This window comes from Neobacillus drentensis, from assembly GCF_036962765.1.
In the GTDB taxonomy this organism is placed as follows: domain Bacteria; phylum Bacillota; class Bacilli; order Bacillales; family Cytobacillaceae; genus Neobacillus; species Neobacillus drentensis_C.
Genome location: NZ_JBALOS010000276.1, coordinates 1 through 13,909 on the forward strand (window position 1 = coordinate 1; position 13,909 = coordinate 13,909).

Consider the following 13,909-nt stretch of genomic DNA (forward strand, 5'->3'; position numbering starts at 1 on the left):
GTCCTCCACTACTCGAATTATTTAATCTTCAGCCAGAATCCGTTCTTTTCAAACCAGTTGCAAAAGTATTGCCTGAGCTTCTTATAGACAATGTTTATCATTCTGAAACAGCTGAGGTTAGCGAATTTCTAGAGATTAATGGAATTAAATATATTGTCCATCGCATTCCAATTTTAGCGGATGGAAAAGTCATCGGAGCAATCGGAAAAATAGTGTTCAGGCAATTAAACGAGGTCAGTGAATTATTTAAAAAGCTGCAAAAAGCGGAGAATAAAGCAAGCTTTTACCATCAGCAATTTCAGAAATCAGAGTCTGCAAGGTTTACCTGGGAGAATCTATTAACCGTTGATCCATATATGGAAAAATTGAAGAAAAGTGCAGCCAAAGCGGCAAAAGGCAGGTCAACCATTCTTATTCGCGGAGAAAGCGGCACAGGGAAAGAGTTGTTTGCCCAAGCGATCCATAATAGCAGCGCAAGAAATACCGGGAAATTTATAGTCGTAAATTGCGCAGCAATTCCAGAGGATTTGTTAGAATCAGAGTTTTTTGGGTATGACGAAGGGGCCTTTACGGGAGCGAGGCAAAAAGGCAAACTTGGCAAGTTTGATTTGGCGAATGGCGGATCTCTTTTTCTCGATGAAGTGGGTGATATGTCCCTCTCATTACAAGCCAAACTGCTGCGCGTGCTTCAAGAAAGAGAATTCTACCGGGTGGGCGGAACGGTAAGAATTCAAGTGGATGTTCGAATCATTGCAGCTACCAATCGTAACCTGGAAGAAATGGTCAAAGAGGGACAGTTTAGAGAGGATTTATATTATCGACTCAATGTAATTTCATTATATGCTCCGCCACTCCGCGATCGACTTTATGATACAGATCATTTGATTGGTCGGTTCATGATTGAATTGAATCAAATTTTAGGAACGAGCATTACGGGAATTGATAACAGGGCAAGAGAAGCGATGCTTAGTTATCCTTGGCCTGGAAATGTCCGTGAACTGCGTAATGTCATGGAACGGGCGATGACCTTTGCTGAAAATGGAAAAATTAAATTTGAAGATCTTCCCGACTATCTTGTGAAGCAGGTTTCGAGTAATGAACCTTCTCTCAATGTATCACTGGTCGAAAATGCGGAACTCGAAGCGATTAAAAAGGCACTTGTCCAAGTGCAAGGGAATAAGGTTAAAGCGGCTAGATTACTAGGAATCAGTCGATCCGGTTTATATGAAAAAATAAAAAAATACAAACTATTAACATAGGGGGGAAAGTGTCCAGGAAATGGACACTTTATTGTCCTTTATGTTTGGACGAAAAACATAACGTCATTTAATGTTGAAGCTTTTTCAGTGCAGAGGGACTACATAATGATTTCGTGTAGATTGGCATAAATATTGCATGAAAATTAGAGAAGTCTTTTATTTGAGGGAGGATCCATGTATGAATATCGGAGGCCTATTAGTGCAAAATGCCCGCAAGTTCCCTGAATTACTAGCCATTGAATGTGAAGGAAGAAGCTATACGTATCGCAAATTTAATAAAGAAGTAAATAACCTCGCAAACGGCTTGTTGAAGCAGGGTGTGAATAAAGGTGACAAGCTTGCATTGATGATGAAGAATTCAGATCACTTTGTATTTACCTTTTTTGCTGCGGCTAAAATTGGGGCAGTTGCCGTACCAGTTAACTTCCGCCTTACTGCTGCAGAGGTTCATTACATATTAGAGCAATCCGATACATCATTGGTTGTGTGTGATAAGGAATTTGAGCCAATCATTGCTGCAGCCAAACAAGGTACAGATGTCAGTTTGGTTATTATCGTCGGAGAACCAAAGACAACTGAGACAACTGGATACTATTCATATGAAAGCATTCTATCTGATAACGAAAATGAGCCGGAAGTGGTGGTTTCCGAGCAGGATGATTTAGAAATCCTTTATACTTCGGGGACGACGGGGCGTCCGAAGGGTGCTCTGTTTGATCATAGTCAAATTTTTAAAGTAGGGATTGCTGTCGTCATTAATATGGGGATTAGACAGCATGAACGAATTCTCCATCTCGCACCGCTGTTCCACTCAGCCCAATTAAACCTATTTCTTATTTCGGGTGTAGCACTTGGTTGCACACATATTATCCATCGAGATTTTCATCCAGTAAAAACACTCCAAGCGATTCAAGAGCATAAAATTACCCACCTATTTGCAGTTCCAGCCATGTATAACTTTCTTCTCCAAGTACCAAACGCAGCAGATTATGATTTATCTTCTATTAAAAGAGTCGGATACGGGGCGGCTCCCATGGCACCGGAACTGGTCAAAAAAACCATTCAACTCTTTAAAACAGATCAATTTTATAACCTCTGCGGCTTAACTGAAGCGGGTCCAGGCGGAATTCTCCTCGATCCAGAAGGGCACAAACGCCATCTCGGTAAGGGTGGGAAACCTATATTCTTAACAGAAACAAGGGTTGTCAATGAAGAGGGTAATGATGTAGTACCTGGAGTAATTGGTGAATTTATCGTTCGCAGTGACATGGTGATGAAGGAGTATTACAAAAAGCCGGAGGAAACGAAGAGCACCTTGAAAAATGGCTGGCTCTATACAGGTGACTTAGCAACGATTGATGAGGAAGGTTATATCACGCTGGTGGATCGTAAAAAAGACATGATTATTTCAGGGGGTGAAAATGTATATTCTGTTGAAGTTGAATCCGTTCTTTTTGAACATCCGAAAGTCCTCGATGCTGCCATTATTGGTTTACCAGATGAGGTTTGGGGAGAAGCGGTTTGTGCCATTATTGTACCGAAAGAAGGTGCATTGATTGATGAGCATGAATTAAAAAACTTCTGCCGTCAAAAATTAGCAGGCTATAAGGTTCCAAGGCAAATTTTTATCGAAGAGCAGTTACCGCGGAACGCTTCAGGGAAAGTATTGAAGTACCAGCTTCGTCAGAAAATGAGGGAGCTAAATGTTTAGGGTTCGGCAGGTTTTAAATAGTATTTGTAGTTATGTTTTTGAAAAATTGTAGATATGATCCGAATATGTGTAGATAAATCTCAATAATGTAAAGGTATCTTCACTATTTCGTAAGCGTTTCCAATGACAGAAAGGAGTAAGAGTATGAAACATCCTTACTTAAATGAAGATCATGAAATATTTCGCAAGTCATTAAGAAAGTTTTTGGACAAAGAAGCATATCCCTTTTATGAGCAGTGGGAGGAAGACAGGATGATTCCGCGTACTTTCTGGAAAAAGATGGGCGAGCAAGGATTTCTTTGCCCAGATATCGATGAAAAGTATGGCGGCAGTGAGGTCGATTGGGGATTTGCGGTTGTCATTAATGAAGAGCTGGAACGAGTTGGTTCTGGTTTAGTAGGGATTGGCCTCCACAATGATATTGTCGTCCCCTACATTACCTCCTATGGGACAGAAGAACAAAAGCAGCGCTGGTTACCGAAATGTGTGACCGGTGACATGATTACCGCTATTGCTATGACGGAACCAGGCACCGGCTCTGACCTGGCTAATATTAAAACAACGGCAAAGCTGGACGGTGACTACTATATTGTTAATGGCCAAAAGACGTTCATTACCAATGGGATTCAATCCGACCTTATTGTGGTGGCCGTCAAAACAGACATCAATGCCGTACCAAGGCATAAAGGGGTCAGCCTGTTGGTTATTGAGCGTGATGCTCCTGGATTTTCACGAGGAAGAAAGCTAAACAAAGTCGGTCTCCATTCCCAGGATACGGCGGAATTGATCTTTGAAGATTGCCGTGTCCCGAAGGAGAACCTGCTCGGTGAGAAAGGCAAAGGCTTTCTTTATTTAATGGAAAAACTCCAACAGGAAAGGCTTCTTGTCGCGATTGGTGCACAAACGGCATCGGAAGTGATGCTGAAAATGACGATTGACTATGTAAAAAGCAGGGAAGCGTTCGGAAGACCAGTCAGCCAGTTCCAAAACACCCAGTTTAAAATTGTTGAAATGGCTACAGAAATTGAAATGGGCAGAGCTTTTTTGGATCAGTTAATTGCTGAGCATATCGAAGGGAAAAACGTAGTAACGAAGGTCTCAATGGCAAAGTGGAAACTAACCGATATTGCTAAAAGGGTTGCAGCAGAATGTATGCAGCTCCATGGCGGTTATGGATATATGGAAGAATACGAGATTGCGAGACGATTCCGTGACATTCCTGTTTCCAGCATTTACGCCGGGACCAACGAAATTATGAAAACAATCATTGCGAAAAATCTAGGATTATAGAGAGGAAGAGATATATGCGTGAAGTAGTTATTGTTGAAGGTGTACGTACACCAGTCGGAAGAAGAAATGGCGTGTTGAAAGATATTCGTCCGGATGATTTATCAGCCCTAACCTTAAAGGAACTAGTCAATCGAGCAGGGATTGACCCAGCGCTTGTGGACGATGTTATTTGGGGTTGTGTGACCCAAGCGGGCGAGCAGGCTGGCGATATTGCGAGAGTAGCTGCGTTAATTGCGGGCTTCCCAATCGAAGTGCCGGGAACAACCATTGACCGTCAATGCGGCTCCAGCCAGCAAGCTGTGCATTTCGCGGCACAAGCAATTTTGGCTGGTGATATGGACGTGGTGATTGCAGGCGGTGTGGAAAGCATGTCTCGTGTTCCGATGGGTTCCAACTACAAAGGTGCTGAAGAACCTTTTAGCCCGAATTTAAGGTCAAAATATGAAATGATTCATCAAGGCTTATCCGCCGAGCGGATTGCCGAAAAATATGGCTTTACCCGGGAGGTACTTGATCAATTTTCCCTCGAAAGCCATCAAAAAGCGTTAAAGGCACAGGAAGAGGGGTATTTTTATAGGGAGATATTCCCAATCAAGGTAAAGCTTCCGGATGGAACAACGACCGTTATCAAAGACGATTCTGGTCCAAGAAAAGGAACATCCTTAGAGGCATTGTCCGGTCTTCGCACTTCCTTTAAAGAAGATGGAGTTATTCATGCCGGAAACTCTAGTCAAATAAGCGATGGATCCGCTGCTTTATTACTCATGTCACGTGAGAAAGCAGAAGAACTTGGTTTGAAACCGCGCTTCCGTGTCCACACACGCGTGGTGGTTGGCTCAGATCCCACATTGATGCTGACTGGACCGATTCCAGCTACACAAAAGGCACTAGAAAAGGCGGGCTTATCTATCGATGATATGGATATATTTGAAGTCAATGAAGCCTTCGCCCCTGTCACCCTTGCTTGGCTGAAAGAGACAGGTGCCGACCCAGCGAAGCTAAATCCAAATGGCGGAGCCATTGCCCTTGGTCATCCGCTAGGCGGCAGTGGAGCCCGTCTAATGGTGACGATGATACACGAGCTGGAGCGAACCGGCGGACGCTACGGTTTGCAAACGATGTGTGAAGGCCATGGTATGGCAAATGCAACAATTATTGAGCGTTTAGATTAAGAGTTATATAGATTCGCTGATTGGCCTGGAAAATCCGCTGATTGACCTGGAAAATCAGCGGATAGACTATCAAAAAATGAATAATGGAGGCGATTCAATGTCGACGACAATTGGGAAAATCTTTGATTTGACGGTTAAAAAGCATCCGAACAAACAAGCCATTTACGATGTCAGGAAAAATGTCCGCTACACTTATAAGGAATGGAGCGAACAGGTGAATCGTCTCGCCAATGCTCTTTTAAAAGAAGGGGTTAAAAAGGGCGATCGTGTATCGACCTTCATGTTCAATACCGAAGAATTAGGGACAGCTTTTTTCGCTTGTGCAAAGATCGGTGCCATCTTCAATCCGATTAATTTCCGATTAATGTCAGAAGAAGTAGCCTATATACTTTCGGATGCCAAACCAAAGGTTGTTCTTTTTGAAAAGGATTTAGAGCCTGTCATATCAGCGATCGCTAATCGCTTTGAGAAGACATCCTTTTGGTTTATTGATGAAGAAACACTCGCTTATGCTGCAAGTTACCAGGAAAAACTGGCAGCATCTTCAACCGAGGATGTTCAGGCGGACGTGAAGGAAACTGATCTTTATGCGTTTATCTATACCAGCGGAACAACGGGAAGGCCGAAAGGGGTCATGCACACTCACCGCAATATGGTTGACCAAAGTGTATTCTGTATTGCCGCATGCAAATTTAGTGCGGAAGATGTTGGATTGGTAACTGCGCCAATGTTCCATTGTGCGGAACTTCATTGTGCTTTCCTGCCAAGGATTCATGCGGGGGCCAGTAACGTCATTTTGCACCAATTCAATCCAAAGGAGATTCTCCAATTAATTGAACAAGAAAAAATCTCAAAATTCTTTGCAGCGCCAACGATGTGGAATATGCTCCTTCAAGAGGATCTAAGCAAGTATGATCTATCGAGTCTAAAGCTTGGTTCATATGGTGCAGCTCCAATGGCACCATCACTCGTCCATGCACTCCATGACAATCTAGGTATTTCATTAATTCAAGCCTATGGAATGACCGAAATGGGTCCAGCCATTACCTTCCTTTCAGAGACAGATCAATTGAGGAAAGCCGGCTCTGCTGGGCAAGCCGCCCTAAGCCACGATATTCGGGTGGTTCGGACGAGAGAAGACGGTCCATCAGATCCTGATGATGTCGTTCCAGTCGGTGAAACCGGTGAGATTATTGTGCAAGGGCCATGTATGATGGTTGGTTATTTCAACCGGGAAGAAGCGACGGAAAAAGCCTTGTATAAAGGCTGGTACCATTCTGGAGATATCGGTTATCTTGATAACGAGGGATATCTATATGTCAATGACCGAGTGGATGACATGATTATTAGCGGCGGGGAAAATATTTATCCAAGAGAGGTAGAAGACGTCTTACATGCCCATACTGGTGTCCTCGATGTAGCGATTGTTGGCCAGCCAGATGACCGCTGGGGTGAGACTGTTACAGCATTTGTTGTTAAAAAAGATCAAAATGTCTCCGAGCAGGAACTCGATGAATACTGCAAAAACAGCGATCAGCTCGCTAATTATAAACGTCCGCGAAAATATGTATTTTGTGAGGTACTGCCGCGAAATGCCAGTGGGAAGATTATGAAATATGTTTTACGAAAACAACTCGAAGAGCTCTTCACCCCTGGCTCAACTCATTCGTAAAAGAGGGTCCTAACTATGTTAAAAGGTATTAAAGTCATTGATTTTACGAACTACTTGCCAGGCCCTTTTGCAACATTACGACTAGCAGAACTGGGGGCGGAGATCATAAAAGTGGAGCCGCCGGAAGGGGATCCTGCTCGACATACGGGAGTGTCCAAACATGGGAATGGCCTGGTATTTCTTGCTAACAACCGCCAGAAAAAAAGCATCATCCTTAATTTAAAGGAGAAAGAAGGATACGACACCGCGCTTAAATTAATTGCTAATGCAGATGTCGTTGTCGAAAGCTTTAGGCCAGGAGTTATGGAGAAACTCGGTTTAGGTTACGAGGCAGTTCAAAAAGTAAAGCCAGATATCGTCTACTGCTCTATATCTGGCTATGGACAAAAGGGGTTGTTAAGTAAACTGGGCAACCATGACCTCAATTATATGGCGTTAAGCGGTGTTTTGGCCCAGTTCAAGGACAATGCAGGTAAACCTGTCCATCCATCCATCACAGTGGCTGATTATTTAGGCGGTTATGCTGCCAATGAACGGATTTTAGCCGGACTCGTGTCGAGAGCCTTAACTGAAAAAGGAAGCTATCATTCTATCTCTATTACCGACCAACTGGTGTCATTATTAGGGAACCATGTCATGGTTGAAAAAGAAACCGGGGCGGGAAATGGCATTAATGTTTTAAACGGAAGCATTGTTTCTTACGCTTTATATGAAACAAGCGATGGCAGGTTTATGAGCATTGGTGCGCTTGAGCCAAAGTTTTGGGAAAATTTCTGCCGTTCTCACGGTCGTGAAGAATGGATCCAAGCTCATTTTTCCACAACCGATGATGCGAATCCTGTTTTTCAAGAGGTGACGGCACTTTTTAAAAGCAAAACCTTCTATGAGTGGATAGAATTCGCGCAACAGGTAGATTGTTGTATGGCGCCTGTATTAGAGATTGGGGAATTAAACACTAACCCCTACTTCCAAGAAAAAGAGCTCATCTTTGCTTCTTCCTGGGGAGACTATCAGGTAAAAATGCACAGTGACTTAGAGCAGGAATCAATTTCCCCACCGCCTCAAAAGAACGAGCATAAAGATGAAATATTGAATAATATTTTGATATAAACAAAGAACTAGACTGCCGAGGAGTAATTTTGGCAGTCTAGTTTTTGTTAACGGTTGAATGTCGGAATGTTTTTCAAATATATTGCTTAAAGTTAAAATCAACAAAGGACTCTGATCGAAGGGTTTTATCATCGAAGTTTAAAAAAGATGTAACTTGATTCGGTATCACGATGCATTTCATTCCTGCTTCGATTGCGGCTATAGCTCCATTAATGGAATCTTCAATTGCCAGGGCCTCTTGCGGTTCGACCTGTAATGCCTCTAAAGCCTTAAGATAGAGCGCAGGGTCAGGTTTAACTTTATCGACATCTTCTCTTGTTTTAATAACAGAGAAATACTGCCAAAGCTTAAACTGTTTGAGGAAACCCTCGACCCATTCTCGTGAAGAACTGGAAGCAAGCCCAATCCTAAACCCGAGTTCCCTAGCTTCCTCTAATTTTTCGACAACACCTTCACGTACTCCTAAAATACCCCTTTTTTCTAGGAAGCGGTCACTTGCTAAACGATTTATTTCGTCTGCATCAATCTTCATGCCAGTCTGTGCTTCTAAGTATTGAAAAAAAACTTCATCTGTCGTTCCAATACTTTTTGCAAATTCCTCTAGGGGCAAGTCTATATTGAACTTCTCTTTTAGCAATTCCTCAAATACATGAAACCAAATGGTCTCTGTATCAATAATCGTTCCATCAAAATCAAAAATTACAGCTTTAATCGCCATGGTCTCCTCCTTTCTAGTGCTCCATTATATATTTAGGTTGTTTGATAATAAAAAATTGCTATTTTTGTCACAAATTATCTACCAAACGACTTCAATTTTAGCAAATATTTACTTATTTTTATAGAATAATTGCTTTTTGAAAATCGTATGACTAGCAGTATAATAGAGTAAGAATATCATCGTTAAAGGAGGAAAAATGTTGTTTGAAAAAGCACTGCCTTTATTAGAATCCCATTTCGGTTATCGTTTCTTCCGTACTGGCCAAGAGCAAGCCATTCGCTCCGTTTTATCCGGCAAAAATACAATTACTGTCATGCCAACGGGTGGTGGGAAATCCATTTGTTATCAAATTCCTGCTCTTGTCTTACCAGGTACCACGATTGTTATATCCCCACTAATTTCTTTAATGAAGGACCAAGTAGATGCCCTCAATCAAGTCGGTATTCCCGCAACATTTATCAATAGTTCGCTAAGTTATGGAGAAGCAAATAAGCGAATGCAAGAAGTCATTCAAGGTGAATACAAGCTTTTATATCTTGCACCTGAACGTTTGGAATCCCAAGATTTTCTTGAAGACCTTTACAGCATGGACATCCCATTAATTGCAGTGGACGAGGCTCACTGTATATCACAATGGGGACATGATTTTCGGCCAAGCTATCGCCATATTCAAGAGTTAATTAAAAGTCTGCCGCAAAGACCAAGGGTATTAGCTCTTACGGCTACAGCAACACCAAAGGTTCGTGAGGATATTTGCGATTTATTAGGACTTGATGAAGAGAATACGATTATTACTGGATTTGAGCGGGAAAATCTATCCTTTACGGTCATCAAGGGTCAGGATCGGGACAAGTTTATCAAAGACTATCTAAAAAGGAATGATAAAGAAGCAGGGATTATTTATGCAGCGACAAGGAAGAATGTCGACCAAATTTATGAAAGACTACTCAAAGCGAACATTAAGGCGGCCCGCTATCATGCAGGGATGGGCGATGTGGAGCGAAACCGAGAGCAGGAACGATTTCTAGAAGATAAGGCAACTGTGATGGTGGCTACCTCTGCCTTCGGGATGGGAATAGACAAATCCAATATCCGTTATGTTATCCACTACCAGCAGCCCAAAAATATGGAGAGCTATTATCAAGAAGCAGGCCGTGCGGGCAGGGATGGTTTGAAGAGCGAATGTATTTTGCTCCATTCCTCGCAGGATGTCCAGATTCAACGTTTTTTGATTGATCAGTCTAGTGATCGGAGCCGAATGACACAAGAGTTAGAAAAACTCCAGCAAATGGTTGATTATTGCCATACAGAAAACTGTCTGCAGGAATTTATTTTAAAATATTTCGGCGAAACGGAAACAGAGCCGTGCGGCAGATGCGGCAACTGCTTAGATACTAGGACAAGCATCGATGTGACGAAAGAAGCACAAATGGTGATGTCCTGCGTTATTCGGATGGGGCAGCGCTTTGGAAAAACGATCACAGCTCAAGTGTTAACAGGGTCGAAAAATAAAAAAGTAACCGAAATGGGCTTTGACAGACTGCCAACCTATGGAATCATGAAGGATAGAAGTTCAAAGGATGTCAGTGATTTCATTGAATTTTTGATATCACAGGAATTAATTGCGATCGAACAAGGACAGTTTCCAACCCTGTTTGTTTCACCAAAGGGAAAAGAAATCCTTTTAGGTAAGGAGCAGGTCCATCGCCGTGAGACCGTCCAGGTGAAACAGGTATCCAAGGATGACCCATTATTTGAGGTATTAAGAGACGTGAGGAAGCAAATTGCCGAATCAGAAAAGGTACCGCCGTTTGTGATTTTTTCTGATGCTTCCCTAAAAGATATGTGTGCAAGGCTGCCAAAGACGACGGAAGAGTTTTTACAGGTGAGCGGTGTGGGAGAACTGAAGCTTAAAAAGTATGGCCTTGAATTTATCCAAGCGATCCGTACTTTCTGTGAAACAAATGCAGATTACCAAAGTGAGTTGATATCTGTTGAGAAGGCTCCAAAGAGACCCGCCAAAAAACCCGGTGTAACCGAATCGCATTTGGAGACGTTGAAATTACACCAAAGTAGTCTTTCCATAAATGAAATTGCCGAACAGCGGGAATTGGCGGTCAGCACGGTTGAAACCCACTTGCTTCAATGCGCACAGCAAGGTTTAGAAGTAGATTTTTCCAAATATATTCCGTCTGAATACTTGCCGCTTTTAGAAAATGCCTTAGCGGAAGCAGGACGTGACCGTCTAAAACCAATTAAAGAACTTCTGCCTGAAGAAGTAAGCTATTTTATGATAAAAGCCTATGTTTATTTTATTAGTAAACAAAAATAGGCTGGTAATAGAAAAGGCACACATGGGGTGATATCCGTTTCATGTGTGCTTTTTATTTATCTTAGAAAGAAATGTAAATTATGTTAATATTAAACTACTAAATATAAAAGAGGTGATTAGCATCGAACTTAATCGAGAGCAAGAAGTGGTACTGTCAATTAAAGATTTAGAAAAAAGCTATGATACGAAAAACGTTCTTAAAGGAATTAATTTAACTGTCTATCGCGGACAAATTATCGGTTATATTGGTCCAAATGGTGCAGGGAAAAGTACAACCATTAAAATTCTGCTGGGTCTTGAAGGGGACTATAACGGTAAGGTTGAGATTTTTGGTGAAGAAGTGACGGATAAGAATATCGATTATAAAAGAAAAATCGGCTATATTCCAGAAATTGCTGAACTCTATGATAACCTTACCGCGATGGAGTATTTAACCTTTGTCGGTGAGTTATATGGTATGGACTTTCATACTGCGGATGAAAAAGCGCAACGATTGATGAAGGTTTTTGGACTCGAAGAGATGTACCACGCTAGAATCGCTTCCTACTCCAAAGGAATGCGCCAAAAAGTACTGATTATTTCGAGTTTACTACATAATCCAGATTTATTATTTTTAGATGAACCGTTAAGCGGGCTTGATGCAAATAGCGTCATGGTCTTTAAGGAGATATTAGCGATTCTCGCTGCCCAAGGGAAGACGATCTTTTATTCATCGCATATCATGGATGTGGTTGAGAAAATTAGCAACCGCATTGTTCTCATTCATGATGGAAAAATTGTTGCCGACGGCAGTTTCAATGAGTTGAAGGAGCAAAATAAGGAAGGGACACTTGAGCAGATCTTTAATCAACTGACAGGCTTTAATCAATATCAAGGTTTGGCCGAAGAATTTGTGTCCATCGTTCAAGAGGTCTAAGCAATGAAAAACTTTCAAACGCTTAAATTCCTAGATTTGTTTCATAAACTTTTCGAGAACTTTGGGATCAATTACCCAGTAATGAGAAAAATATTGGCAGTTAAATTAACGATGGATGGACGGAGAACCCCAACCATCTTTAACCAGCAAGGGAAGAAAAAGAAGAAACCCGAAGAAAATGGCTTTATCAAGTCTTTAGGGATGTATGTCTTATTAAGTGTCATGCTCATTCCTTTAGTGATATTTGGCGAGAACTATCTTTATCAGATGAGCATCTTTTTTGGAATCATCATGTTTCTTGTGATGACTTCGATGATTTCTGACTTTTCCAATGTACTTCTTGATGTCAGGGACAAAGGAATACTCCTAACAAAACCAGTGGAAAAAAAGACGCTCAATGCTGCAAAGACGGTACATATTTGTATTTATTTGTTCTTTCTCACAGGGGCGCTTACCATTGCTCCAGTCGTGATAGGAACATTTAGACATGGTGTTTTATTCTTACTCCTAACAATCATAGGGCTTATTTTGGTCAATTTTTTTATTGTCGTGTTAACAGCTATTATCTACTATTTCATTTTGAGATTTTTTGATGGTGAAAAACTAAAGGATATTATTAATTACGTTCAAATCGGCTTATCCGTTTCGATTGCCGTAGGATATCAGGTTCTAGGAAGAGCATTTAGTATTGTCGATATGGAAATTTCCTTTTCACCCAGCTGGTGGCAATTCTTCATCCCGCCCATCTGGTTCGGAGCGCCCTTTGAGTTAATTCTACAAAGACATTATGACTATTTCCTAGTCATGTTTTCACTGTTAGCACTAATCATCCCGATTATTTCCATATTCATCTATAGCCGAATGATGCCTTCGTTTGAACGAAACCTGCAAAAACTAACCAATAATAGCGGGGGGAGTAAACGTAAGGGGCTAAGATGGAAAGGTTGGCTTGTCCGTGTTATATGCAGAAGTAATGAGGAGAAAGTATTTTTTCGCTTCGCTACTAACATGATGAGAAACGAAAGGGAATTTCGTTTAAAGGTGTATCCTTCATTAGGATTGGCCCTTGTTCTTCCGTTTGTTTTCTTGTTTAATGAAATTCAAATGAATTCATATGCTCATCTCGTCGCTAGCAAATCATATCTAGTTATTTACAGTTGTAGTTTGATGATTCCCAATGCGATTACGATGCTGAAATATTCTGGTAAGTATAAGGGTGCCTGGATTTACAAAACGGCGCCAATCCAGAGTCTAGCACCACTATATAGTGCGGCCATTAAGGTGTTTATTGTAAACCTTTTTCTTCCTGTCTATTTCATTTTAAGCGTGATTTTTATAAGCATTTTCGGATGGAAGGTTATTGATGACCTTTTGGTCGTCTTCGTTACCGCAGTTTTATATACGGTCCTATGCTCCAATTATCTGAAAGATACATTGCCTTTTTCTGAATCATTTGAGGACGCTCAGCAGAGTGGTGGATTGAAAATTATCATTGCGATCCTTTTGATGGCTGTTTTCGCCGGGATTCATTTTGCTGCTACCTTCATCCCGTTCGGTGTAACAATATATCTTATCCTAATCGTTATCAGCACTATTTTTGCCTGGAAATTGGCTTATAAAACGTTATGGAATTATAGTTCCAAATAAAATTAAATTATTATTATTTTTAGAATATTCTTAATAGTTGTCGATATCCCTGTTATATTGTTGATATTTCCCCGGGAATTTG

The 13,909-nt window shown here is 41.3% G+C and carries 10 protein-coding genes; 9 read left to right on the forward strand and 1 reads right to left on the reverse strand.

The window, feature by feature from the left end:
- The 6 genes from V7137_RS26530 to V7137_RS26555 all read left to right on the forward strand — a co-directional run.
- Positions 1–1,259 (forward strand): sigma-54 interaction domain-containing protein (locus V7137_RS26530; RefSeq protein WP_335700844.1); only part of this gene is annotated, 1,259 nt, incomplete at its 5' end.
- A gap of 178 nt (positions 1,260–1,437) precedes the next feature.
- On the forward strand, positions 1,438–2,970 hold the full coding sequence (locus V7137_RS26535; protein ID WP_335700845.1) for a long-chain-fatty-acid--CoA ligase: 1,533 nt from the start codon (positions 1,438–1,440) through the stop codon (positions 2,968–2,970).
- A gap of 144 nt (positions 2,971–3,114) precedes the next feature.
- Positions 3,115–4,260, forward strand: coding sequence for an acyl-CoA dehydrogenase family protein (locus V7137_RS26540; protein ID WP_335700846.1), 1,146 nt, complete (start codon positions 3,115–3,117; stop codon positions 4,258–4,260).
- Positions 4,261–4,274: 14 nt separating this feature from the next.
- Positions 4,275–5,432, forward strand: coding sequence for a thiolase family protein (locus V7137_RS26545; protein WP_335700847.1), 1,158 nt, complete (start codon positions 4,275–4,277; stop codon positions 5,430–5,432).
- 97 nt (positions 5,433–5,529) lie between these two features.
- Positions 5,530–7,104 (forward strand): fatty acid--CoA ligase, encoded by a 1,575-nt coding sequence (locus V7137_RS26550; protein ID WP_335700848.1) that lies wholly within the window; start codon positions 5,530–5,532, stop codon positions 7,102–7,104.
- Positions 7,105–7,119: 15 nt separating this feature from the next.
- Positions 7,120–8,214, forward strand: coding sequence for a CaiB/BaiF CoA transferase family protein (locus V7137_RS26555; protein WP_335700849.1), 1,095 nt, complete (start codon positions 7,120–7,122; stop codon positions 8,212–8,214).
- A gap of 73 nt (positions 8,215–8,287) precedes the next feature.
- On the opposite strand, the gene V7137_RS26560 is transcribed toward V7137_RS26555, so the two are convergent.
- Positions 8,288–8,932, reverse strand: coding sequence for an HAD family hydrolase (locus V7137_RS26560; protein ID WP_335700850.1), 645 nt, complete (start codon positions 8,930–8,932; stop codon positions 8,288–8,290).
- 199 nt (positions 8,933–9,131) lie between these two features.
- Here V7137_RS26560 and recQ point away from each other — a divergent pair, with 199 nt between their 5' ends.
- From recQ to V7137_RS26575, 3 genes are all read left to right on the forward strand, one after another.
- A complete protein-coding gene (recQ, locus tag V7137_RS26565; protein ID WP_335700851.1) occupies positions 9,132–11,264 on the forward strand; it encodes a DNA helicase RecQ in 2,133 nt (710 codons plus the stop codon).
- 121 nt (positions 11,265–11,385) lie between these two features.
- Positions 11,386–12,180, forward strand: coding sequence for an ABC transporter ATP-binding protein (locus tag V7137_RS26570; protein ID WP_335700864.1), 795 nt, complete (start codon positions 11,386–11,388; stop codon positions 12,178–12,180).
- A gap of 3 nt (positions 12,181–12,183) precedes the next feature.
- Positions 12,184–13,827 (forward strand): hypothetical protein, encoded by a 1,644-nt coding sequence (locus tag V7137_RS26575; RefSeq protein ID WP_335700852.1) that lies wholly within the window; start codon positions 12,184–12,186, stop codon positions 13,825–13,827.
- The last annotated feature ends 82 nt before the right edge of the window (positions 13,828–13,909 follow it).

What these genes read in the sequence shown, in the direction of transcription:
- V7137_RS26535 (WP_335700845.1), top strand. Translation starts at nt 1,438, where the DNA reads ATGAATATCGGAGGCCTATTAGTGCAAAATGCCCGCAAGTTCCCTGAA.
- V7137_RS26540 (WP_335700846.1), top strand. Translation starts at nt 3,115, where the DNA reads ATGAAACATCCTTACTTAAATGAAGATCATGAAATATTTCGCAAGTCA.
- V7137_RS26545 (WP_335700847.1), top strand. Translation starts at nt 4,275, where the DNA reads ATGCGTGAAGTAGTTATTGTTGAAGGTGTACGTACACCAGTCGGAAGA.
- V7137_RS26550 (WP_335700848.1), top strand. Translation starts at nt 5,530, where the DNA reads ATGTCGACGACAATTGGGAAAATCTTTGATTTGACGGTTAAAAAGCAT.
- V7137_RS26555 (WP_335700849.1), top strand. Translation starts at nt 7,120, where the DNA reads ATGTTAAAAGGTATTAAAGTCATTGATTTTACGAACTACTTGCCAGGC.
- V7137_RS26560 (WP_335700850.1), bottom strand. Translation starts at nt 8,932, where the DNA reads ATGGCGATTAAAGCTGTAATTTTTGATTTTGATGGAACGATTATTGAT.
- V7137_RS26575 (WP_335700852.1), top strand. Translation starts at nt 12,184, where the DNA reads ATGAAAAACTTTCAAACGCTTAAATTCCTAGATTTGTTTCATAAACTT.